Source organism: Marinomonas aquiplantarum, from assembly GCF_003314975.1.
Taxonomy (GTDB): Bacteria; Pseudomonadota; Gammaproteobacteria; order Pseudomonadales; family Marinomonadaceae; genus Marinomonas; species Marinomonas aquiplantarum.
In genome coordinates, this window is record NZ_QNRF01000001.1 from 251,105 (window position 1) to 276,011 (window position 24,907).

The 24,907-nt window shown below is 45.5% G+C and carries 20 protein-coding genes; 11 read left to right on the forward strand and 9 right to left on the reverse strand.

The window, feature by feature from the left end:
• Positions 1-12: 12 nt before the first annotated feature.
• The gene (locus DFP76_RS01230) at positions 13-1,179 is read right to left on the reverse strand and encodes an aminotransferase class I/II-fold pyridoxal phosphate-dependent enzyme (protein ID WP_113872867.1); all 1,167 of its coding nucleotides are present in this window, start codon (positions 1,177-1,179) and stop codon (positions 13-15) included.
• A gap of 160 nt (positions 1,180-1,339) precedes the next feature.
• Between DFP76_RS01230 and dksA the strand changes: the two genes are divergently transcribed.
• From dksA to pgi, 8 genes are all read left to right on the forward strand, one after another.
• Positions 1,340-1,774 carry an RNA polymerase-binding protein DksA gene (gene dksA / locus DFP76_RS01235; protein ID WP_013794852.1) on the forward strand — a complete coding sequence of 145 codons (435 nt, stop codon included), beginning with the start codon at positions 1,340-1,342 and terminating at the stop codon, positions 1,772-1,774.
• A gap of 3 nt (positions 1,775-1,777) precedes the next feature.
• Positions 1,778-2,656, forward strand: coding sequence for a tRNA glutamyl-Q(34) synthetase GluQRS (gene gluQRS / locus DFP76_RS01240; protein ID WP_113872868.1), 879 nt, complete (start codon positions 1,778-1,780; stop codon positions 2,654-2,656).
• A gap of 70 nt (positions 2,657-2,726) precedes the next feature.
• Positions 2,727-4,148, forward strand: coding sequence for a sigma-54-dependent transcriptional regulator (locus tag DFP76_RS01245; RefSeq protein ID WP_113872869.1), 1,422 nt, complete (start codon positions 2,727-2,729; stop codon positions 4,146-4,148).
• Positions 4,149-4,682: 534 nt separating this feature from the next.
• On the forward strand, positions 4,683-6,119 hold the full coding sequence (pcnB, locus tag DFP76_RS01250; RefSeq protein ID WP_113872870.1) for a polynucleotide adenylyltransferase PcnB: 1,437 nt from the start codon (positions 4,683-4,685) through the stop codon (positions 6,117-6,119).
• 14 nt (positions 6,120-6,133) lie between these two features.
• The gene (gene folK, locus DFP76_RS01255) at positions 6,134-6,616 is read left to right on the forward strand and encodes a 2-amino-4-hydroxy-6-hydroxymethyldihydropteridine diphosphokinase (protein WP_113873248.1); all 483 of its coding nucleotides are present in this window, start codon (positions 6,134-6,136) and stop codon (positions 6,614-6,616) included.
• 3 nt (positions 6,617-6,619) lie between these two features.
• Entirely contained in the window at positions 6,620-7,444 is an 825-nt protein-coding gene (panB, locus tag DFP76_RS01260; RefSeq protein WP_113872871.1) for a 3-methyl-2-oxobutanoate hydroxymethyltransferase, read from the forward strand.
• Complete coding sequence (gene panC, locus DFP76_RS01265; RefSeq protein ID WP_113872872.1) at positions 7,444-8,295, forward strand: pantoate--beta-alanine ligase; 852 nt, start codon at positions 7,444-7,446, stop codon at positions 8,293-8,295. The genes panB and panC overlap by 1 nt, the downstream gene beginning before the upstream one ends.
• A gap of 60 nt (positions 8,296-8,355) precedes the next feature.
• On the forward strand, positions 8,356-10,002 hold the full coding sequence (gene pgi / locus DFP76_RS01270) for a glucose-6-phosphate isomerase (protein WP_113872873.1): 1,647 nt from the start codon (positions 8,356-8,358) through the stop codon (positions 10,000-10,002).
• Positions 10,003-10,248: 246 nt separating this feature from the next.
• Here pgi and DFP76_RS01275 read toward each other — a convergent pair whose 3' ends face one another.
• On the reverse strand, positions 10,249-10,542 hold the full coding sequence (locus DFP76_RS01275; protein ID WP_113872874.1) for a hypothetical protein: 294 nt from the start codon (positions 10,540-10,542) through the stop codon (positions 10,249-10,251).
• Positions 10,543-10,574: 32 nt separating this feature from the next.
• Here DFP76_RS01275 and DFP76_RS01280 point away from each other — a divergent pair, with 32 nt between their 5' ends.
• Positions 10,575-12,875, forward strand: coding sequence for a bifunctional diguanylate cyclase/phosphodiesterase (locus tag DFP76_RS01280; RefSeq protein WP_113872875.1), 2,301 nt, complete (start codon positions 10,575-10,577; stop codon positions 12,873-12,875).
• 75 nt (positions 12,876-12,950) lie between these two features.
• On the opposite strand, the gene greA is transcribed toward DFP76_RS01280, so the two are convergent.
• The 6 genes from greA to DFP76_RS01310 form a co-directional block, all read right to left on the reverse strand.
• The gene (gene greA / locus DFP76_RS01285) at positions 12,951-13,427 is read right to left on the reverse strand and encodes a transcription elongation factor GreA (protein ID WP_113872876.1); all 477 of its coding nucleotides are present in this window, start codon (positions 13,425-13,427) and stop codon (positions 12,951-12,953) included.
• Complete coding sequence (carB, locus tag DFP76_RS01290) at positions 13,427-16,642, reverse strand: carbamoyl-phosphate synthase large subunit (RefSeq protein WP_113872877.1); 3,216 nt, start codon at positions 16,640-16,642, stop codon at positions 13,427-13,429. Before carB ends, greA begins: the two co-directional genes overlap by 1 nt.
• A 20-nt stretch (positions 16,643-16,662) precedes the next feature.
• The gene (gene carA / locus DFP76_RS01295) at positions 16,663-17,793 is read right to left on the reverse strand and encodes a glutamine-hydrolyzing carbamoyl-phosphate synthase small subunit (RefSeq protein WP_113872878.1); all 1,131 of its coding nucleotides are present in this window, start codon (positions 17,791-17,793) and stop codon (positions 16,663-16,665) included.
• Between the two features lie 250 nt (positions 17,794-18,043).
• A complete protein-coding gene (locus tag DFP76_RS01300) occupies positions 18,044-18,595 on the reverse strand; it encodes a DJ-1 family glyoxalase III (RefSeq protein ID WP_113872879.1) in 552 nt (183 codons plus the stop codon).
• Between the two features lie 4 nt (positions 18,596-18,599).
• Positions 18,600-19,070 (reverse strand): GNAT family N-acetyltransferase, encoded by a 471-nt coding sequence (locus DFP76_RS01305; RefSeq protein WP_113872880.1) that lies wholly within the window; start codon positions 19,068-19,070, stop codon positions 18,600-18,602.
• 24 nt (positions 19,071-19,094) lie between these two features.
• Positions 19,095-19,943: a hypothetical protein gene (locus DFP76_RS01310; RefSeq protein ID WP_113872881.1), complete on the reverse strand. Its 849-nt coding sequence runs from the start codon at positions 19,941-19,943 to the stop codon at positions 19,095-19,097.
• A gap of 191 nt (positions 19,944-20,134) precedes the next feature.
• Here DFP76_RS01310 and DFP76_RS01315 point away from each other — a divergent pair, with 191 nt between their 5' ends.
• Together DFP76_RS01315 and DFP76_RS01320 are read left to right on the forward strand one after the other, a co-directional pair.
• A complete protein-coding gene (locus DFP76_RS01315) occupies positions 20,135-20,923 on the forward strand; it encodes a transporter substrate-binding domain-containing protein (protein ID WP_113872882.1) in 789 nt (262 codons plus the stop codon).
• A 114-nt stretch (positions 20,924-21,037) separates the two neighbouring features.
• Positions 21,038-21,847 carry an amino acid ABC transporter permease gene (locus DFP76_RS01320; RefSeq protein WP_113872883.1) on the forward strand — a complete coding sequence of 270 codons (810 nt, stop codon included), beginning with the start codon at positions 21,038-21,040 and terminating at the stop codon, positions 21,845-21,847.
• A gap of 186 nt (positions 21,848-22,033) precedes the next feature.
• Here DFP76_RS01320 and DFP76_RS01325 read toward each other — a convergent pair whose 3' ends face one another.
• Complete coding sequence (locus DFP76_RS01325) at positions 22,034-24,547, reverse strand: CoA transferase (protein ID WP_113872884.1); 2,514 nt, start codon at positions 24,545-24,547, stop codon at positions 22,034-22,036.
• Positions 24,548-24,907 lie beyond the last annotated feature (360 nt).

Consider the following 24,907-nt stretch of genomic DNA (forward strand, 5'->3'; position numbering starts at 1 on the left):
GAGCTAGGTCAATTATTTCTTGATGAAGCGCTCAATGCGAGACAAGGCCTCCAATAAATCCGCCTCATCACAAGCGTACGCGAAACGCACATAAAGGTGCGAATCTTTGGTACCAAAATCCGCTCCTGGCGTTAATGCCACATATTCCGTTTCTAATAAAGCCAGACACCAAGCCATGGCATCCTGAGTCACACTGGAAACATCCACATAGACATAAAACGCTCCCTGAGCTGGCGAAGCAACTGGCAGACCAAGTCTTTCAAGCCCCTCTAGCAAAACCAAACGACGGGCATTCAAGGTTTGTCGGCGCCGCTCACACTCGTCCAACACATCCTGCTCAAAGGCTCGTATCGCAGCATATTGAGACACACTTGGGGCCGAAATAAACAGATTTTGCGCCAATTTGGTCGCCCCTTCCACCGCCCACTCTGGCACCACCAACCACCCTAGTCGCCAGCCGGTCATGGCAAAATATTTCGAAAAGCTGTTAATCACAAACACATCGTCTGCAATTGATAAGGCTGAAAAATCGTCCCCTTCGTACACCAAGCCCTGATAAATCTCATCCACCAACAAATGACCGCCCAAGCGCCGCACTGTGTCATACATAGATTCCACATAAGATCGACTAAGCACCGCTCCGGTTGGATTAGAAGGCGAGGCCAGCCATACGCCTGACGTGGTTGCTTGCCATGCGGCTTCAACCGCTTCTGGGGTCATGGCAAAAGCTTCTTCGGCCCGCGTCTCAAGCAACTTCGCCTGCGCACCAACCTGCATCACAAAATGTCGATTGCATGGGTAACAAGGGTCAGGCATCAACACCTCATCGCCAACATCCACCATCAAAGAAGCCATTAACAGTAACGCCCCAGAAGCACCGGGAGTCACTATTATTCGCTCTGCAGACACATCAACCTGATACCGTGAAGCATAATAATGACTAATCGCCCGCTTGAGCTCTGGCAACCCAGTGGCTGCGGTGTAACCTGTCTGGTGCTGAGCGATGGCCTGTATACCGGCTTGTTCAACTTGGGACACCGCCGAGAAATCGGGCTCACCTATTTCCAAATGGATAACGGGCTTTCCTTCTGCTTCTAACGCCTTAGCTTTTGCTAGCACCGCCATCACTTGAAAAGGAGAAATCTGCTCAACTCGAGCCGCCATTTTATGCTGTTTCATCCGGAGTTCTCTGCCTAATTGAAAAATTTCGTGATATTTTGCGCAAAAAAAGTGGTGAACAACCGAATAATCTGGTAAGTTTCCGGCCGAAAAATAAACCACCTAATTTTTATTGGTTACAGGTTACCACAACGGATACCTGCGAAGTGAGGCAATGCATATGCCAAATATGAACCCAGATTCATTAATGAAAGACTTCACCCCTTATGTAGCTAAGGAAGGCGAAGAATACATGAACGAGAACCAGTTGGCGCATTTTAAAAGCATCCTACTCAACTGGAAACAAAACTTAATGGAAGAAGTGGATCGCACTGTTCACCATCTGAAAGAAGAAGCGGTAAACTACGCAGATCCAAATGACCGAGCTAGCCAAGAAGAAGAGTTTAGCCTTGAATTGCGCGCCCGTGATCGTGAGCGTAAATTGGTCAAGAAAATCTCTCAAACCATCGAGCTAATCGACAACGACGATTACGGTTTTTGTGAAGAGTGCGGTATCGAAATCGGTATTCGTCGCTTAGAAGCTCGCCCAACGGCGACCATGTGCATTGACTGTAAAACACTTGCTGAAATCAAAGAGAAGCAAGTCGGCGGTTAGTCCGTGACACGTCGCTATATAGGCCGGTTTGCGCCATCGCCAACCGGTCCGCTTCATTTCGGCTCATTGGTCAGTGCCTTAGCGAGCTATCTGGAAGCCAAACAGCAACGAGGCAAATGGCTTATTCGCATTGAAGATGTGGATGGTACACGCTGCAAACCCATATTTGCCGAACAAATCCTTACCACTCTGCAAAGCTATCAACTGGTTTCTGACGACAAAGTCGAAGTACAAAGCCAACACCACCAATCTTATCAAGATCATTTAGAGCAACTAAAACAGCAAGGACAACTCTTCCCTTGCAATTGCACTCGTCAATCCCTGCAAGTATTCCAAGGCCGACATCCACACATTTGCGATAGTCATACTGACGCCCCGCATTCTTGGCGGTTAAAAAGCAGTGAGCTGATTTATCAATATCACGACCCTATTCAGGGGACACTGAGGTTTACCAATGATCTCAAACATACTTGCCCCATTTTAAAACGAAAAGATGGTTACTTTTCCTATCAATTAGCCGTGGTAGTGGATGATCATAGACAACACATCACTCACCTTGTTCGCGGTGCCGACTTAATCGAAACCACCGCCCAACAACTGCATCTGTATTCACTGTTTAACTGGACGCCACCAGAACTGTGCCACATCCCCCTCATTGTGAATCAGAGAGGTGACAAGATCAGTAAACAGAATCACGCTAAAGCCATTGTCGATGGCGATATCACTACTTTACTGTGTGCCTTGAAGTACCTTGGGCTGCAGATTCAAGCCTCCAGCATTCAAGAGGCCTTAGACCAAGCGATCAAATCATGGGACATAAAACGCTTACAAGGACAAAGCGCCCTCCCGATCCAACCACAAGACTGGCACCTCATTCAATAAGCCAACGCTATTCCAACCTCGCTTCATCCGTGTGTATAATCGTTACATTGGTTACAAGAGGTGACATCTCATGCACAGCATTATGATTATCTGTCCCGAAAACTCCCTGTTAAAAGAGTCGGAAAGGTGGCTATCAAAATACGGTTTTCAAATTAACACCAGCCAATCTTTTGAGCAGGCCAATAAATATTACGACCTCTCAGCATTCGACTTAATGTTAGTGGATCAGGCCGCTATCGAATCATTAGAACACCCTGCTAGCGAGATCCCAGAAACGCCAAAGCACATTGTACTAGATGCCAAACCCAGCCTAAGCACTGGGGTAAACAGCATGGCCGAGGGTGCGGTTTATTATTTACCCTTACCGACGGATACCGAGACACTCCTCAAGCATGTTGTTAATACGCTTGAACAAAGAGACCAAGAAAAAGCCACAACAACGCCTGAGACACTAGCCTCAAACCCGGTATTATTTGCGGCCAGTGAACGCGAAGAAGCCCTTCCTCTTGGCACACCTGGGAGCGGCATCATTGGCCAATGCCCACCCATGCTGGAGTTATTCAGCGACATGCGCAAAGTGGCGGCAACGGACGTTACGGTATTGATAAGAGGCGAGTCAGGGACAGGTAAAGAACTCGTGGCCAAAGCACTCCACAACCTAAGCCAACGACACGACTATCCCATTATCAGCGTCAACTGCGCCGCCATCCCTGAAAACTTAATAGAATCAGAGCTTTTCGGCCATGAAAAAGGCGCTTTCACCGGGGCTACCACGGCGCACGACGGTCTGATCGTAGCGGCAGACAAAGGCACTTTATTTCTGGATGAAATTGGCGAGCTTCCCCTTGAAGCACAAGCCAGATTACTCAGGGTATTACAAGAAGGTGAGATTCGTCGTGTCGGTGCCACACAATCCACTCACGTGAACATTCGCCTCATTACAGCAACCCATAGAAACCTCTTTGAAATGGTCAAAAACGGTCAATTTCGAGAGGATTTATACTATCGCTTGTACGTCATGGAATTGCTGTTACCGCCTTTACGCGATCGCGGAGAAGACATCTCTATATTGGCGAAAGCCTTATTGGAGAAAACCTGTTTAAAACATCATCGGCCACCCGTTCCCTACAGCAAAACATTCGACAAAGCGATTCGCTCGCATGACTGGCCAGGCAACGTTCGAGAGCTGGAAAACGCCATAGAGCGAGCCATCATACTAAGCCCTATGGACAGAGTAGAAGCGGCCAACCTCAAATTGGCCAGCCAACATCACACCAAAGGGAAAAGCTCGCCAGCCTCGACCGAAAGCGACATTAATGCCACGCTTCCAGAAGGCACCACCCTTGACGATTACTTTAAACACTTTGTGCTCACGCACCAGCACAAGATGACAGAAACCCAGCTTGCACATTCGTTGGGCATATCACGCAAAAGTTTATGGGAAAGAAGACAAAAGCTGGCAATACCCAAAAAAGTAACAACCGAAAAGTAACACTTGATACCAAAATACCCAAAAAAAGAGAAAGATATTGTAAAAAAAGTGTACAGTATTTTCCTAAAAACCAATAAAATCAGTACATTATGTTTTTTGGCACAACTAATGCCTTATATATGGCACAACGATAATAAGATTGACCAAGAATAAAAATAAGTTAATCGTCGTATGTTAGGTTCTTAAAAATAAAAATAATAATTAGGAACACCGTGGCCTCTTCAAATAAAAATAAAATTTGAGGCCATGGATGGAAAATCGCTTTGGATAATTGATTTTTTTAGATATACAAGCCCTCGGGCGATGAAAACAATGCAAAAATAAAAATAAGACCCAAGTAGAACTGCAGAAGCAGCACTGACTTTGTTTTCGGAACTAGTATCTTCATGTATCCAAAGCGATTATTTTATTTCTTAATTCATCTCTTAGATTCCCGATCTTCACCAATTTCACTGAAACTGCCTCATAAATCGTGTAACTTTTCGCCATCACGTGTAGAATGCCATTTTCGTTAACTTTTAAATTTGTTGTCTAATGCTTACAGGATTCAAATCTCTGGTACGTAAAGCCTCTTCTGTGTTCACACCTAACAAAACACAGACTTACCCCATTATCATACCTCGTAAACAACACAGTCTTTCAAGACAGGACATGAGTCCAAATGCTGTTAAGGTTTTATATCGTCTTAATAAAGCAGGTTACGATGCTTACTTGGTGGGCGGCTGCATACGAGATCACTTGATAAACATAGAACCAAAAGACTTTGACGTCGTCACCAATGCCACCCCCGAAGAAGTTCATGCCATCTTTTCCAACTCTCGATTGATCGGTCGACGCTTTCGCTTAGTCCACGTCACGTTTGGTCGAGAAATTATTGAAGTCTCTACCTTTCGAGCCAATACAGCACAAGAAGAGACACCAAGCCCGAGCGTCACACAGACATCACTGAAAAACAAAGATTCAGCACGCTCTACTCATGGCATTATTCTGCGCGACAACGTTTATGGCAGCATAGAAGAAGACGCAGAGCGTCGCGACTTCACCTTCAATGCTCTTTATTACAATGTTCAAGACTTTAGCATTCACGATTATTGCGGTGGTCTTGCTGACATTAAAAACAAACAAATTCGCATCATCGGGGATCCTAAGCAACGCTATCAAGAAGACCCTGTCCGTATGCTTCGAGCGATTCGCTTTGCAGGTAAGCTTGGTTTCGACATTGAAGCCAGCACAGCGGCGCCTATTAAAGAGATGGCGCATTTACTGGATCACATCCCACCCGCACGCCTTTTTGAAGAAGTACTGAAATTACTGGGCAGTGGCAATGGCATTAAAACCTTTGCGCTACTGCGAGAATTTGGCCTGTTTCGTTACTTATTTCCAGACACAGACGCAATACTACAAAGTGGCTGGAAACGGGATGACATTGACCCTGAAGCATTCATTCTGCGCGGCTTAAAAAATACTGACGACCGCATTCAAAGCGGTAAAAGTACCGCACCTTATTTTTTATACGCCATTTTACTGTGGCCAAGTGTCGTTTTAAGACACGAAGAATTTCAGGCGCAAGGCATGCCCGTTACACCTGCACTGCATCAAGCCGCCAACATGGTGCTTGATAATCAAGTCGCGTCAACGGCAATTCCACGTCGATTCTCAACGCCAATGCGTGAAATTTGGGACATGCAACTCAGACTACCGAAACGCTATGGCAAACGTGCTTTCCAATTATTAGAGCACCCAAGATTTCGTGCTGGCTTTGATTTCTTACTCATCCGCGAACAAAGCGGCACTGAGCTGAACGACCTTGGCGCTTGGTGGGAAGCATTCCAGCATGGCAACGAGAACCAGCAACGAGAACTTATCAAACAAATTGACAGTCGCTCGAATAATGAAGGGCCAAAAAAACGTCGTCCTCGTCGACGCCGTAAAAGCAACGCCCCACAAAGAGACAGTTCAAGCGATTCATAAGAGACAGGCCGATGATGACAGCTTACATTGGTCTTGGCAGCAATCTTGATCAGCCTCTTGAGCAGATTCGCCAAGCCATTCAAACTCTTGCCACAGAGCCGAGTTTGATTCATTTTAGAGTCTCTAAACTCTACGCTAGCAAACCGGTTGGCCCACAAGATCAGCCGGATTATGTGAATGCGGTTGCGTCATTCGAAACCTCATTATCTGGCATCAAATTATTGGATTTACTGCAATCCATCGAACAAGATCATCATCGGCGTCGCGAACGCCACTGGGGACCGCGCACCTTAGATTTAGATCTGTTATTGTATGGCCAAGAGCAGATTGATTTACCAAGATTGACCGTGCCACACCCTTTTATGCTTGAGCGAGGTTTTGTCATCCAACCTCTTCATGATCTTGCTCCCGATATGCTCTTGGTAAATGGCAAAACCGTTACTGAGCAGTTACACCAACTTGATACCAGCGACTTGGTTATTATCACAGAAGAATAAGATATGTATTCAGACAACTCACAGAAAAAACTGACCAAACCCGTTACTTTGTCGACACTCAAAAAAATGAAAATCGACAAAGAAAAAATCACCTGCCTAACCTCATATGATGCCTCCTTCACGAACGTCATGAATGCGGCTGGCGTTGAAACCATCCTAGTGGGTGATTCACTTGGCATGGTTGTTCAAGGTAAAGACAGCACCTTACCCGTTACCATCGAAGAAATGTGCTATCACACTGCAGCAGTAAAACGTGGCAACACCAATGCCTTCATCATGTCAGACATGTCTTTCATGAGTTACAGCAAGCCAGAACAAGCATTAGACAATGCCGCCAAGCTGATGCAGGCTGGGGCAAACATGGTTAAGCTAGAAGGCGGCAGCTGGCTGGCTGATACCATAAAACTGTTAAGCCAACGCGGCATTCCAGTTTGCGCTCATTTAGGTTTAACACCGCAATCTGTTCATAAGCTAGGTGGCTATAAAGTACAGGGCAAAAGCCAAGACGCCGCGGAACTGTTACTCCAAGAGTCTTTGGATTTAGTGGAAGCTGGCGCCGATATTTTATTGTATGAATGCATCCCTACTGAACTTGGCAAAAGCTTAACTGAAGCCGTTCCTGTTCCGACGATCGGCATTGGTGCTGGTCATCATACAGACGGTCAGGTGTTGGTCATGCATGACATGCTGGGCATCAACCTAGGCCATGTCCCACGTTTTGTCAAAAATTTCTTAGTGGATGGTCGTAATGTTAGCCAGGCCTTTGAAGCCTATGTCGACGAAGTAAAAAGTGCCAGTTTCCCTGGTCCAGAACATGGATTCCAATAATGCAGACGTTTCATACCATAGCTGAATTACGAGCAGCGCTTAAAACCTTACGCCTTCAAGATAAAAGCATCGCTTTTGTTCCGACTATGGGCAATCTACACGATGGCCACATGTCATTGATTCGTCGCGCTTCACAAGAAGCAGACATTGTTGTGTCATCTATTTTCGTCAACCCAATGCAGTTTTCCGCCAACGAAGATTTAGAACGTTATCCGAAAACCTTAGAGGAAGACAAAAAGGTACTCAAAGCCAACGGTTGTGATTATGTCTTCGCTCCCGATGCCTTGGAAATGTACCCAGATGGCAAACGCAGTCAGACACAGATTGAAGTCGTTGGCCTATCTGACATACTTTGCGGCGCGTCTCGCCCTGGTCATTTTGTTGGCGTCGCCACCGTGGTCACGAAATTATTCAACATAGTGCAACCTGATTGCGCTATTTTTGGAAATAAAGATTTCCAACAATTGAAAGTCATCGAAGACATGACACGAGATCTCAGCTCCAATGTCCGAATTATAGGGATAGATACCGCCCGAAATGAAGATGGTTTAGCAATGAGTTCTCGCAACGGCTATTTAACAGAACAAGAACGAGACATTGCACCGACAATGTACAAAACATTGCTCTGGGCAAAAGACCAGCTCTTAGCAAACAGCGCGAGTCACGAGGACATCCGCGAACAAGCTCAACAGAAGCTTGAAGCGGCCGGTTTCCGTCGTGATTATTTTGAAATCCGCGCGCAAGATAATTTACAAATGCCAACAGAGGAAGAGAAGTGCTTGGTCATCTTGGCTGCAGCACATCTAGGGAGCGCACGTCTTATTGACAACCTGCGCGTCGACCTTGGGTAAGTTGAGCCATTAAGCTCAACCCCATAACCTAATTCACTTTCAAACACGAGGGAGATTGTAATGCGTTCACCCACTGAATTTTCTGCCTGGAAGAAACTCGCAGAACATCAACAGGAAATGGCCTCTGTTGATATGACATCACTTTTCCAGACGGACCCTAAACGCGCTGACAAATATCAAGCACAAGCGGCTGGCTGGACCCTTGATTACGCCAAAAACCGAGCGAATGACACCACCCTGTCTTTGTTGACTGAACTGGTCACTGAAGCAGGCATGAAAAACGCCATTGATGGCATGTTTAGCGGCGCTCACATTAACAATACAGAAGATCGCTCAGTACTGCATATCGCCTTGCGTGCTAGCCAAGCACAAGACAGCCTGATGGTCGATGGTGTCAACGTGCTTGCGGAAGTTCGTGCCACACTAAAGCAAATGGAACAATTTGTAGCGCAACTGCACAGTGGTGAGTGGCAAGGCTACACCGGAAAAACCATCACCGACGTTGTATCAATTGGTATTGGCGGCTCCTACCTTGGCCCTAAAGTCGTTGCTGAAGCACTAACACCCTACAAAAAAGACGGCATTAAAGTTCACTTCGTTGCCAACATTGATGGCTCTGACATCACAGGCAAACTGAAGCAACTGAACCCTGAAACCACGGTATTTGTGGTGTCATCAAAAACCTTCGGAACACTGGAAACCCTATCGAATGCCAATGCGGCTCGCGACTGGTTCTTAAGCAACGGCGGTTCGCAAGACAACGTCAGCAAACACTTCGCTGCCGTTAGCTCAAACGTTAAGAAAGCCGTTGATTTTGGCATGGCCGAAGAAAACATTTTCCCAATGTGGGATTGGGTTGGCGGACGTTACTCTCTTTGGTCGGCGATTGGCTTACCGGTAGCCATTGCAGTTGGCACGGATAACTTCTACGCATTACTAGACGGCGCTCACCAAATGGATGAGCATTTCCGTACCGCTCCGTTTGAAGAAAACCTGCCCGTCATTATGGGTGCCTTAGGTGTGTGGTACATCAACTTCCACAATGCACAAACCCATGCCTTGATTCCTTACGATCATTACTTGCGCGCCATGCCTGCTCATATTCAGCAGCTTGATATGGAAAGTAATGGTAAAGCGAATCTACTCAATGGCGACGGTGTCGAAACAGACACAGGACCAATCATCTGGGGTGGCGCTGGCACAAATGGTCAACATGCTTACCACCAATTGTTGCACCAAGGCACTCGCCTTGTACCTGTGGATTTCATCGCGCCATTAACCAGCCACAACCCCATTGCTGAACACCACACGCACTTGTTCGCGAACTGCCTGAGTCAGTCGCAAGCGCTAATGGTAGGCAAAACCCTTGAACAAGCTCAACAAGAGCTAAAAGAAGCTGGGGCAACCGACGAGCAAGTCGCTAAAATTGCGCCACACAAAGTAATCAAGGGCAATCGTCCGAGCAACACCCTACTAACCGACAAAATGACACCAGCCACCGTTGGTGCGTTAATCGCGCTTTACGAGCACCGCACTTTTGTCCAAGGCACTATTTGGGGCATCAACTCATTCGATCAATGGGGCGTTGAACTCGGTAAAGTATTGGGTACAGACATCTATAACCGCCTAGTCAGCAACAGCGACAACAGCGCACTGGATGCATCAACTCAAGCTTTGATTGACGCCTTTAAGAAAGCTCAAGCTTAATTAAAAGCGCGCAGCTAATGCTATAAAAAAACACCAGCTTCGGCTGGTGTTTTTGTTTACTTTCCTTAAGGTAAAAAGCTCAAGGGGAGGGGTTATTAAAAGCGAAGCTTTCATGTATATAGTACCTTCAGCCCCCCAGCGATAAGCTTTTTACAGCCTTCATAGTCACTCATTGCTACCGCATTAGCTAATTGAATGTCAAAGCTCCGTACGCTCATTCCCTTTCACACTTTCAGACCTGAGAAGCTATATTAATTTAAAAAATAGAGCACCAACATCAACCACATTACTTACCAAAGGTAACCATTTCACGACACAAAAAATACAACACGCAACCAAATAAAGTGGTCGTTTCAAGTCCAAACTTCTATATTTTTCGTATCCAACAATAACGTTATCGTTTGAAGTGACAGTGGAATCAACAGCGCCGTTTGTTTTGTGGCTGTGTTGATTTCGTGAAATACCAGTAAGGATGCTAAAGCACTCGTTGATGATGCTTGCAACGCCAGCACCAAATTTCCATTCAGTCACTTGTGTCATGTATTCGATTGATCATTCTGAGTGAGGCATGAATGGCTTTAATCAAAAAAAATATCTGGGCGGCCTTTTATCTGACCGCTACCATTTGGTTGGTGTTTTTTGGGGCGGCGACTTTTGTCAGCTATCAGACCGTCTACGAAGAATACACCTCCGAACAGAAAAGACTGATGGCACTAACAGCCAATTCCATACAGTCCATTTTACGTCAATATGAAGTGTTACTTGATCTGGTTGCCAAAGAAGTCATTGCCTATGGCAATCTTGCAGACAAGGAAACCATTCAAAATGTTATGGATTCGGTTGTGGAAGTGGACAACTCCATGCTGGGTGTGGGTCTTTTTCTGCCTCACGGCGATGTGTATGTTGCCTCATCTGGTGTAAAACTTCCGCCTAGTTTCAATATACTGTCTCAGCCTGAAAACCGTGAAAGTTTCCAGCAAACGCTGGAATCCAACAAAATGGTTTTAGGGCGAACCTATCAAAGTGATGTACTCAATTCCGTCGTTTTTCCTTTACGGAAATCCGTCGTAGACCAAGATGGTAATGTCCTGTTTGTGTTATCCACAGTGATCAACATTCCAAAAGGCTTCCGCTTTTTCTTCGAAGGCGAGAGCAATCAAAACAACAGCAACCTCTACCTCTATCGAGACAGTGATCGTTATTTCCAAATAGTGTTATCTCATCATGAAATAGACTCAAACATTTACCGCTATCAGATCCCTCAAGCCACTTTTGATCAGGCTTTTCGCAAATTAGAGAAGAAAAAAGGCCTGAGCATTAAAGACATCAAAACAAATGAGTTGGAAGTCATTACCACCAGTGTACAACCCGGCCAAACTAGCCAAGCCGTAAGTCGTTATTTACCTAAATACGATTTATGGGCCGAGCTTAAATTGAACAACCGCCACGTAATGAGCTTGTTCTTAAAAGAGCTCCAAGTACTCATTGGCATTTTTTCGGGCTCGTTATTACTCATTTATTTACTATTCAGAGGCATAGCCACCAATGAGAAACGCATTAAAAACGCGTTAGAACATCAGGCGAACCATGACTACTTAACAACCCTGAATAATCGTTTTTATTTGGATCAACAGCTGTCTTTGATGAAAACAGACTCACTGTATTACCTTATTTTCATCGACTTAGATAATTTCAAAGCCATCAATGATGGCTACGGCCACGAAGTGGGAGATAAAGTACTTCGCCTCGTTGCCAGAAGATTGCAATCCTTAGTAAACCCAGACGATGTATTAGTGCGCTACAGTGGCGATGAATTCATTATTGTGGTGTTCAATCAAGATGAGAACAATATAAATCTATTCTGCAAAGCCATTCAGAATGATTTGGCCTTACCTGCACAAATTGGAGATTATCGCTTTGTATTAAGCGCAAGTATTGGCATCGCGGCGTTCCCAGAAGATGGTCAAGACTTGGATGAACTAAAACGTTATGCAGACCTCGCTATGTATGAAGCGAAGAAAACACGCAACACCATCACCTTCTTTCGCGAGGACTTCAAACAAGCTTATCAATACCGTGCACAAATGGAACAAGAGCTTAAGAAAGCCTTATTGCAGAATGAGATATACATGATGTATCAGCCGCAAATTCGCCGTGATGGCAGCTCTTTTGGGGTAGAAGCTTTAGTTCGCTGGGAAAACAAACTGCTCGGTTTTGTGCCACCAGATAAATTTATTGCCGTTGCCGAATCCTGTGGCCTGATGTTACCCATCGGGGAATTTATTATTGATCAAACGTTTACCGATATGACGGAAGTGCAAAAAGAAACAGGTTTACCTGTGACGGTGTCGATCAATATCTCTGTACGGCAATTCCAGCACAATGAATTCTTCGACAGATTGATTGAGTTGATGGAAAAACACTCCTTTATTCACGTTGAATTGGTACTTGAAGTAACAGAGAACCTCTTCATTGACGATGTCATCGGCATTCAAAACCTAATGAAAAAAATACGTGAAAAAGGTATTCGCATCTCTTTAGACGATTTTGGGACAGGTTACTCATCACTGAACTTATTGAATCAGTTACCGATTGATGAACTTAAAATAGACAAAAGCTTTGTGGATGACATCACCACCAACAGCAATACCCTTGCCATGGTGGAAGGCATCATTGCCATCGCTAGAAGATTAAACATCACCACCGTCGTCGAAGGCGTGGAAACGGATGAACAAAGACAGATCCTAGCGGACTTACAATGCGATATTTTCCAAGGCTATCATTTCTCTAAACCATTGAAAATCGATGATCTTAAAGCATTCATGACCTCGAATACGCATTTATTGCAAGGGGACAACAACGCAAGCTCTTGAGTCGGATTGCTTTTCTTAGCGCACAAAAAAACCACCCGAGGGTGGTTTTTTCAAGGTCAGCAACATTAATGAAATTTAAATGTATTCAACCTTCTCAATTTCATATACCGCTTCGCCGCTAGGAATTTTAACAGCCACTTCGTCGCCTTCTTCCTTGCCGATAATGGCTTTCGCGATAGGAGACGCGTATGAAATTTTCTTCATTTTCACATCCGCTTCATCATCACCAACGATCTGATAAGTCACCGTATCTTCTGTATCAACATTATACAAAGTCACGGTTGTACCGAAGACAACCTTACCGGTTGCAGGCATGGACTTAACATCAATCACTTGTGAATCAGCCAGCTTACCTTCGATCTCTTTAATACGACCTTCAGTAAAACCTTGCTCTTCACGAGCAGCATGATATTCCGCGTTTTCTTTTAAGTCGCCATGCTCTCGCGCTGTTGCAATGTCTGCAATAACGCGAGGACGGACAACAGCTTTCAAGTGATTCAGCTCTTCCCTAAGACGAGCTTCACCCTCTACTGTCATTGGAACTTTTTTCATCATTTCCCCAAGTGCAAATCTTGTAATCTTCTGACTTTGGTTTCGCCGGTTAGGCCAATAGCCAAACTCGTCGCCTCAGCGCCAGCCAATGTTGTAGTGTAACAAACCTTGCGCTGTAATGCTGTACGACGAATCAAAGAAGAGTCTGTGATCGCTTGAGTTCCAGAAGTCGTGTTAATAATGTAATCGATTTCGCCGTTTTTCATCATATCAACGATATGTGGACGACCTTCATTTACCTTATTTACTTTGCGAACTTCAACACCGTGTTCGGTCAAGTATTTGGCTGTGCCTTCTGTTCCCACAAGATCAAAGCCTTGTTCAGCCAGACGCTGAGCAACTGCAACCGCACCTTCTTTATCCATGTCGCGAACACTGATAAAAGCACAACCAGATGTTGGCAATTCTGTACCACCACCCAATACCGCTTTACCAAAGGCTTCAGCAAACGTATCGCCGACACCCATGACTTCACCAGTCGATTTCATTTCAGGCCCAAGAATTGGATCAACACCTTGGAACTTGTTGAATGGGAAAACGGCTTCTTTAACACTGTAATAAGAAGGAATAATTTCTTCAGTGAAACCTAACTCTACAAGGGTTTTACCTGCCATCACTAAGGCAGCGACTTGCGCCAAAGAGCGACCAATGCACTTAGACACGAATGGCACAGTACGTGATGCACGAGGGTTAACCTCGATGACATAAATCTCACCATCTTGAACCGCTAGCTGAGTGTTCATCAAACCGATTACACCCAATTCCAGCGCCATGCTCTTAATCATGTCACGGATTTGATCTTGAACGTCAGCTGGCAACGAGTAAGGAGGTAAAGAACACGCTGAGTCACCAGAGTGAACCCCTGCTTGCTCAATGTGCTGCATGATACCGCCAATCACCACTTGCTCACCGTCAGACACACAGTCGATATCAATCTCGATAGCGGCATTTAGGAAGTGATCAAGCAATACTGGGCTGTCATTAGACACTTTAACGGCCGTTGTCATATAACGAGTCAGTTCTTTCTCGTTGTAGACGATTTCCATTGCGCGTCCACCCAAAACATAAGATGGACGAACCACTAACGGATAACCAATTTCAGCCGCTTTTACAATCGCTTGCTCAGTTGAACGTACGGTAGCGTTTTTCGGTTGCTTGTAACCAAGACGCTGAATCATGCTTTGGAAACGCTCACGGTCTTCGGCACGGTCAATGGCTTCTGGGGTGGTACCAATGATAGGCACACCTTCATTTTGTAGCGCACGAGCAATCTTCAATGGCGTTTGACCACCGAACTGTACGATCACGCCTTTTGGCTTCTCAGTACGTACGATTTCCAATACGTCTTCCAAGGTAACTGGCTCGAAGTACAAACGATCAGAGGTATCGTAATCTGTTGATACGGTTTCTGGGTTACAGTTCACCATAATGGTTTCGTAACCATCTTCACGCAAACCAAGGGCTGCGTGTACACAGCAGTAATCAAACTCGATACCTTGACCGATACGGTTTGGACCACCACCTAGAATGATCACCTTGTCTTTATCACTTGGCGCTGCTTCACATTCATCTTCGTAAGAAGAGTACATGTAAGCCGTGTTCGTCGCGAACTCTGCTGCACAAGTATCAACACGCTTGTAAACCGGATGCACGTCCAACAAATAACGACGCTCACGCAAGGATTTTTCGGTCACTTGTAGCAAATCCGCAAGACGCGCATCCGAGAAGCCTTTACGCTTCAAGCGACGCATCACATCAAACGTCATGTCCGCCAAGCCTTTATCAGACAAAGCCATTTCTTCTTTGATCAGGTCTTCGATCTGCACCAAGAACCATGGATCCACGCCAGTTACCGCATACAATTCGTCAACCGTCATGCCAGCACGGAAACCGTCGCCAATGTACCAGATACGGTCCGCACCAGGAGATTGCAGCTCATGAGACAATTTCTCTTTGCTGTTCTCTTCAGCCATGTCTAACTGAGGATTGAAGCCATCAGAGCCAGTCTCTAAGCCACGTAGGGCTTTTTGCAAAGACTCTTGGAAGCTACGACCAATCGCCATGACTTCACCCACAGATTTCATCTGTGTGGTCAAACGGTCATTCGCCGTTGGGAACTTTTCAAAAGTGAAACGTGGGATCTTAGTGACCACGTAGTCAATGGCAGGCTCAAAGCTCGCTGGCGTTTGACCGCCAGTGATGTCGTTCTGCAACTCATCTAGAGTGTAACCAATGGCCAATTTAGCGGCGATTTTCGCAATCGGGAAACCGGTTGCTTTTGATGCCAAAGCAGAAGAACGCGATACACGAGGGTTCATCTCGATGACCACAAGGCGACCTGTTTTTGGATCCATACCAAACTGTACGTTCGAACCACCGGTTTCAACACCGATTTCACGCAATACGGCCAAAGAGGCGTTACGCATGATTTGGTATTCTTTGTCTGTCAGCGTTTGTGCGGGTGCCACTGTGATGGAGTCACCTGTGTGAACGCCCATGGCATCGAAGTTTTCAATGGCACAGACAATAATACAATTGTCTTTTTTGTCTCGTACCACTTCCATTTCGTATTCTTTCCAACCGATCAAAGACTCATCGATTAGCAACTCGTTGGTTGGCGACAAATCCAAACCACGCGTACAAATTTCTTCAAATTCTTCCATGTTGTAAGCGATACCACCACCGGTACCACCCATGGTGAAAGAAGGACGAATAATACAAGGGAAGCCTACTTCACTTTGTACTTTTAACGCTTCTTCCATGTTGTGAGCGATACCAGCACGTGGACACTCTAGTCCGATCGACTTCATCGCTTGGTCAAAACGATTACGGTCTTCTGCTTTGTCGATCGCATCAGCCGTCGCACCAATCATTTCAACATTGTATTTTTCTAAAACACCATGACGCTCTAAATCCAGCGCACAGTTCAATGCCGTTTGCCCACCCATAGTAGGCAATACTGCGTCTGGACGCTCTTTCTCGATGATCTTCTCAACGGTTTTCCACTCAATCGGTTCGATGTAAGTGGCATCCGCCATAACAGGGTCCGTCATGATGGTGGCTGGGTTAGAGTTCACCAGAATAACGCGGAAACCTTCTTCACGCAGGGCTTTACAAGCTTGTGCGCCTGAGTAGTCAAACTCACAGGCTTGACCGATTACAATTGGGCCGGCACCTAAAATTAAGACGCTTTTTATGTCAGTACGTTTTGGCATAATCTTTCGTTCCGCTCCTTTTAGGCTTTTGAGGCTTTGATGTTGTCAATAAATTGGTCGAACAAAGGCGCAACGTCATGTGGCCCTGGGCTCGCTTCTGGGTGACCTTGGAAGCTGAACGCTTTCTTATCTGTTCGACTAATTCCCTGCAAAGAGCCATCAAACAGAGACTTGTGAGTCATCTCCAAGTTGGCTGGCAAGCTGTCTTCATCCACTGCAAAACCATGGTTTTGGCTAGTGATCATCACAGTGCCTTGTTTAATGTCTTGAACTGGGTGGTTGGCACCGTGGTGACCAAACTTCATTTTCTTGGTCTTAGCACCGCTGGCCAGCGCCAACAATTGGTGACCAAGACAGATACCGAATACAGGCACATCGGTTTCTAAAATCTCTTTAATTGCGGTGATCGCGTAATCACATGGCTCTGGGTCACCAGGGCCGTTTGATAGGAAAACGCCATCTGGGTTCAAAGCCAACACATCACTGGCTGGGGTTTTCGCTGGTACAACCGTTAAGCGGCAACCACGCTCAACTAGCATACGAAGAATGTTTCGTTTTACACCGAAGTCATAGGCAACAACATGAAATTCGGAGCTTTCTGGTGTGGTATGACCCTTCACAAGATCCCAAGTAGACTCAGTCCACTGGTAAGCTTCTTGTACTGTCACCTCTTTTGCTAAATCCATCCCCTTTAGACCAGGGAAAGCACGTGCCGCTGCAATGGCTTCTTCTTCGTTGATGTTATCACCGGCCATGATACAGCCAGCTTGTGCACCTTTTTCGCGAAGAATACGTGTTAATTTACGCGTATCGATATCCGCGATACCCACCACACCTTTGCGAGTCAGGTAGTCAGACAAAGTCTCTTCTTTACGCCAGCTGCTGGCTAATAAAGGTAAATCACGAATAATTAAACCCGAACACCACACTTGGTTAGACTCTTCATCTTCAGAGTTAACACCAGTATTACCAATGTGAGGATAGGTCAAAGTGACCATTTGTCGAGCGTAGGAAGGATCAGTAAGAATTTCTTGATAACCAGTCATTGAGGTGTTGAATACCACCTCTGCGGTTGAGGAGCCATCCGCTCCGATCGACACGCCCTTAAAAATTGTGCCGTCTTCCAGAGCTAGAATCGCTGATGTTGCCAAAGGAACCTCCCGTTTAGAGCCTATCAGGTTGCAAAAAAGCGAGACGAACCGGCGGCCCATCTCGCTTTTAAGAAATTGCGTTTTTGCCGTCTATCCATCGTCAGAATGTAGATGGATCTCGCGTTCAAAAAATCTGCCTAATTTTACTCTGAACTGGCCTAACCGTCCACCTAAGAATGGGGCTGAAATGGTCAAAAACAGCCTATTTTCACGCTTTTTAACTAACTCTTTGGTCAAGAATAAATATTCTTTAACACAACAGACCGTCAGCGACTTTTTGCGCCTCTTCATAGCCTGTCAAATTTGCTAACAAGGTCAATGCAAACACCATGGAAACCGCCGGACCTTTCGCCGTTAGAATATTGCCGTCCATCACCACTGGTTCGTCCGCCAAATATTCCGCTCCGGTTAAACCCGATTCAAAACCTGGGTAACAAGTCGCTTGTTTGTCTACCACAAAGCCATGTGTGCCAAAAACAACAGCTGGCGATGCGCAAATCGCCGCTAATAACGCATCTTGAATATCGTGCTTTTCCAATAAATCCACCAACAACTTACAATCACGAAGGTGCTCTGCACCTGGCATGCCACCGGGCAACGCAATGGCATCGAACATTTTGTCAGTGTGCTCGCTCAACAGAGAGTCCGCAGTCAACTGACAACCATTAGCCAAGGTCACATCCGTTGTTTCGTGGACACTGGCAACCGTTACCTCTACACCACCACGTCTCAGCACATCAATAATAGTAATAGCTTCAATGTCTTCACTGCCATTGGCGATTGGTACCAATACTTGGGTCATTTTTTCATCCTCTTCCAACAGGGGTAACTAATGTATACAAGCAAGCCGCTTCACGACCCGTCTCTGTTTGATAATATTGTTTACGACGCCCAACCAATTCAAAACCCAGCGCCTCATACAAATGAATTGCCGCCAAATTTGATTCCCGAACCTCTAATAAAAATTCCGCAACGCCTTGTTGGTTCAAACTGTCTAACCAATGACGCACCAGTTGCTTTGCGATCCCTAGTCGACGCACACTTGAATCCACCAAGATCAGCTCCAGTTCAGATTGATCCACACTTCTGGAGGCCGTCAGCCAAGCAAGCAGGTTACTGGGATTTTGTGCTTCGCACATCACCCAGTTTAGTCTGACTTCCAAAGCATCAGCCACTAAAGTGCGGCCCCAAGGATGAGGGTTTGAATGTTTGTCCAAGCGTTCGAGACCTAACACATCAGATTCAACAGCTGGACGAATCACGTAGGTAGAATTCATAGATAGACGCCACATTTCATTGTATTAATGGGACGAAAAGAAACTCGTTTGCATGCTATTCCAAGCTTCCTTTCGCAACTCAGGAATTCGGTGTAACTCTGATAAACTCACAATCCTTGCCGTAGGATAGAATTTCAAAGGACTGCTGCTAGGTAAATCGTCCATTAACTGGGCAATTTTACTGCCCGCTAACACCAGCTTAGCCTCAGGCAAAAAGCCTTGAGTCCAACGTTGGACTGAGGATTCCAACGCGCCGATTAACCAATCGGTACGATTTAAAAAGTGTGGATTTTTTAATGTTCCAGGCCAAGCAAATGCATAGCGCTGCCAATTTTCAACAGGGTCTTTCAATAAGGCTTGCGCCATTTTCAACGCCAGCTGATCAATTTCTTCCTGTTGCGAGAATACCGCAGGCACATCACTCAAAATTAACAACTTATTCGACAAGGCATAGGCCCTAAGCTCAATTGACGACACCTGACTCAAATGAACGTCCGTCGCCACCTCAATGTCGACAGCCAATTCTTCAATCGGCTGCAAGTCTTCCACAATGATTTCGGGCGCGGCATTTAACTGCTCACGCAAATTGGAAACCGACTGCTGCTTCTCTTGTGGGTCTAACATCACAGGAGGTTGAGCCGCTTTGGCCGAGAAACCAGACACCCTGTCATGGTCAGAAACAGCTGACAGCGTTTCTTCTGATGGGGCAGAATCCGTCAACACATTGCCTTGAGCTTGCCAAGGTTGCGCAGGGAGATAAACTTGCCCTACAACCTCTTCCACACCATTCAGCCAAGTCACCACCCCCATTTGTGCAAGGCACTGGGTTTGGAAAGCATGCTGTGACGATAATTCGCGTAAGCGATTACTCATATTAGTAATGACTCATCAGTGAAGGTGGTAAATTAGGGCTATTTCGAATAACCAGAATATACGCGTTTCCTTGCTTAGATGCTACCGAACAGGCGGTTCCGCATAGTGTCCAATGGCACAAATGTGTATAATCGTAAACGAATATCAAGTCGATAACACCCTTTCAACCGTTTCTCTAAAAGGTAATCATCATGCATTCTTTGCTGTCCCGTTTGGCTTTAATAACGAGCTTATTTATTGCCAGTGCAAGCCAGGCTGCTGCGCTACCCGATCTTCAAGGTCGCACTATTCTGGCCGTTACCGAAAATGCCTACACGCCATTGAACTTTATTGATCCAGAAACGGGCAAAGGCATTGGTTGGGAATACGATGCCATGAACGAAATAGGTAAACGCTTGAATGCGAATATTGAATGGCAATTAAGCAGCTGGGACGCCATGATCCAAGCGGTTAAACAAGGTCTATATGATATCGGTATGGATGGCATTACTATTAATCCTGAACGAGCTCAGCAAATTGATTTCTCCATTCCTTACATGACCTCACAACAATTCATGTTAGTCAGAGCGGACGAAGACCGATTTACTGACGCCGAAAGTTTTGCCGCTAATGATGACTTACACTTTGGGGCTCAAGCTGGCACCACAAACTTTTATGTGGCTGTATACGATGTGTTAGATGGCAATGAAGACAACCCTCGCATTACCTTGTTAGAAACCTTTGGCGCTTCTGTACAGGCGTTGAAATCCGGTGACGTTGACAGTGTCCTAATGGATGCCACATCGGCACGCGGATACATAGGCGCTAACCCAGGCGCGTTTAAAATTGTCGGCGGCCCACTCGGCACAGAAGATTTTGGCTTTATCTTCACTCCAGGTTCTGATTTGGTAGAACCTGTAAATGCAGCGTTACGAAGTATGAAGACGGATGGCACATTAGATGCATTAAACAAGAAGTGGTTTTTCGACTATAACCAATAAGCCATCTTTTATTGTTTAAGCGCCAATAATGACGCCGCAACATGGCCGACACTTCAGTGATAAGCAACTAAACACCTTTATCACTGAAGCATTCTTATCATCAACAATTGAAATATGATGCCCCTTAAAAAGACCTTAGATCGCACCCCTTGGTGGCTTGTTGCTACTATTATCATAGGCATAGTCTTGCTCTGGAACATGGTAGCAAACCACAGCTATCAAAAGATCGCAGGCGCATTAAGTAACGGATTATTGACCACCATTGGCGTAACCTTAGTCGCTTTCCTATTAGCCAGCGCCATAGGCTTGATCATCGCCCTAGCCGGTTTTTCAAAATGGCGTATTTTACGAGAATTCGCTCGTTTTTATGTGGAAATTTTTCGTGGCATTCCTGTCTTGGTATTGCTGTTTTATATCGCCTTCGTTGGCGCAAGCGAAATGGTCCACCTATATAATTGGCTATTACAATGGCCCATTGAAGCTGGCTGGATGGAAAAGGCCAGAACTCGTGACTTCGATATGCTCTGGCGTGCTATTTTAGCCTTATCCATCAGTTACAGTGCGTTTATTGCGGAAGTCTTTCGCGCCGGTATTCAAGAGGTCAGCAAAGGCCAAATCGAAGCCGCACAATCCCTTGGTTTATCTAGCTGGTTGCGATTCCGCTTGATCATCTTGCCACAAGCCATGCGTAAGATTCTTCCTCCGCTAGGTAATGATTTTGTTGCCATGATTAAAGATTCTGCTTTGGTCTCTGTTCTCGGCGTACAAGACATCACCCAGCTCGCTAAGGTCTACAGCTCTTCAACCTTTCAGTTCTTTGAAACCTACAACGTGGTGGCCTTCATGTACCTAACCCTAACGCTCAGTTTATCCTTATTAATTCGAGCTTTTGAGGCCCATTTACGGCGCAATGATCATCACTGATCCGTGGAAAATCCAGATCAGCAGACGCGTCACCTTGTTTACGTCAATGCCTTCTTATCTTCTCAGCTCATAGAAAACAGAAAATAAGCCAGTGCAAGATAAGGGACATGTCGACAAAAAATCAAAAAAAGCCAACTCATTGAGTTGGCTAAGTTTGGCAATCTTCATCGAATTACCGGCTCGCCATCAGCTTGGTAAGAATTCATTACTCCACTTGGTGGCTACAATTTTCTTCGCCAACATCTGGTCAATATCCTCATTACTAAAGCCTAGTTCGGCCAAAACAGTTTTGGTCGAATGACCAAATTTTTCGGTTGGCGTTGCCGCTTTAATGGTCGACTCTGCGGGACGAATCGCATATTGATCAATTTGGGTGACGCAATGTCCGCTTGGGTGATCCGCATAAATCGAGAAAGCATAGCTCCCCCGATCAATACCAACTTTTTGATCGGCTGGACGACTGTAGGTATCACGCAAATGCTCAATAGACAAAGGCTCAGCACAAGCCACATCAACACGACGGAAAGCCTCCAACCAAAACTCAGTCTCTTGCGTGACAAAGGCTTCGCTTAAGAAACGCCCAACATCTTCACTCGCTTTAATGCCTTCAAGCTCTGCAATTTGATTGATTTTATCCAGTTCTGTTGGCTTCGCATCTAGGAACAGCCAACCATTTTGCGTCTGATAAAAATGAGACAAGGCATGACTACCAAGCACTTCTCGACCAGATGGCTCATCAAAAGGCCCTCGACCTTCATAATCAAAAGCAAATGGTAACTGGGCAATATTAGTCACCGCCGACAAAGAGGTTCTCACACGACTCACTTTGCCAGTTTTACGTTTCTGATATAACGCCAATGCCATACCCAAACCGGCGGCAAAACCACAGTTCACATCAAGGGTACCTAGATGGGCATGTTCCTCTGGCGTTTCTGGGCGACCAAAACGACTCATGATGCCACTGTTTGCCTGAATAATGTCATCATAACCAATGTAATTGGTTTTACGTCCTTTACGCGGCGCACCGAAGCAGTCAAGACGACAAAACAGCACTTCTGGATTAATCGCACTCAGGGTCGCTTGATCTAATCCTAAAGGCTCCATTTGACGCTCAGGTGCATTCATCACCACCATATCGACACTTTTTACTAGCTGCTCAAATATTTCTCGTCCTTCTGGAGTCATAATATCCATCAGAACACTTTTCTTACCCACTCCTGCTTGGAAGGTAAAGAGAATACCAATCAGAGGATCATACAAGGGTGTTACTGGGTCTAACTTGATAATATCGGCACCGAAACGGGACAAAAATGCAGACGAATGTGGCCCTGCAATCACATTGGTCAAATCCAAAATACGAATACCACTTAGCCAACCGTCGCCACTGGCGGCTTGAATCTCTGCACCACGAGGGCGTGACGATTGATCTGTCTTTTGCGCTGCTTGCAAACGGCTTATCGCGTCATCAAAGGAGACATTTTCACGTGCTTTTGGTGACAACATCGCCTCAGCTTCGCCTTCAAACCAAACAATGGGCCCTGGTTGTTTCATGACACCAAGTTCTGCATCTTCGACCTCCACGATCAAACCAGATTCATTGGTGTATTCGCAGTTCACCCACTCTTGTGTCGTTCGATGAGGAGCCCCCGGAATTTGCCCTTCACCAAAAATAACGCCCCATTCTTCAGACGTTTTTTGCAAAAAGGCGCGTTTCATCTTGGCTGAAATAATATCCGCCCACTTTTTCGGTAATGGATAAACACCAATCGAAGTTTCTCCATCCCACTCACAAATCGGAGCATGCAAATCTTTCACATCCGGCAAACCTTCTGCGATTAATTCATCATAAATACCCAAGACTTGGAGTGCTCTTTTGGCATGATTACGGTGAGAAGGACAAACGCAATAAAACATCCGTCCATCCGCACAAAGATAAGTGCGATAGAAGGGGTCCAAATATTCCTGCAATTCCTCGTAACTTAAGTCCATTTCAATGTTATTAAGTTTGCGATGTTCAATTTCCAATTCACGCATGGTTTTATAGCGCTCAGGCAATTGATCGACCACATAGGAGTTGTAGGAAAGACCTTCCATCAATGCTGCGGCAACAGGCACTTCAATGGTATCACCTCGGCCTGTTTTTTCTCTCTCAAACAAAGCCAAAGCAATGGAACTGGCGGCTAAAGTAATCGCATAAGCCGAGCCTAACGGCAGTGGAGAATAGCTCGGATTAACCCCCATCAACACGCGGTTAAAGCCCATATCGGTAAAGGCTCCCGATGTAGCCGCCACAACGGCTTCTGTCGCTTTCCAATCACGACGAAGTTGGTCGTTACTGGCAAAACCTGGCATGGAAAGTGTGATTAATTCAGGACGTTGTTGACGCAATTCCGCAAAATCAATGCCTAAGTTTTTCATCACATCTGGGCGAAAACTTTCAATCACAATGTCAGCATTGGCAATAATCCCCAGCGCTTGTTCTAAACCTGACTGACTTTTCAGATCCAACCGTAAAGACGCTTTATTTCGATTCAAAATTGCATTAGCAGGATGCTGCCAGCTAGGGCCTGTTGGTGGGTCTATGTGCACCACCGTTGCCCCTAAATCGGCCAATACCATAGCAACAGCAGGACCCGCAATTTGCTGACCAAAATCGGCCACACGAACACCCGCCAAAGGTAATTGATTGTGTTTGTTCATATTCACTTCATCCTAGTTAACCTAGAGCCAAACCCGTGTATATAAAGGGCTTAAACAGATTGGCATTATTTATTTTTATACCGGTAAACCGGCTGCTTTTAGGTTTGTACGACGTAATTGGTAATCGTGAATTTACCCAGCGAATCGTCGAAAGCAGAATCTTAGGAGTGAATTTGAACGCGAACCAGCAAAATAAAAATGGCCTCAGATATCATTTTTTTTATGCCTGAAAAATGGCAAAAATGACCCATAAAATTTATAGGGTCTTAGGTGAATTTTTTATTGCTTCTCAGTTTGGAAGAGATTCATAACAATGTTTTCCGCAACAAAACCATTAAGACAAACCAACGAGATTTGATC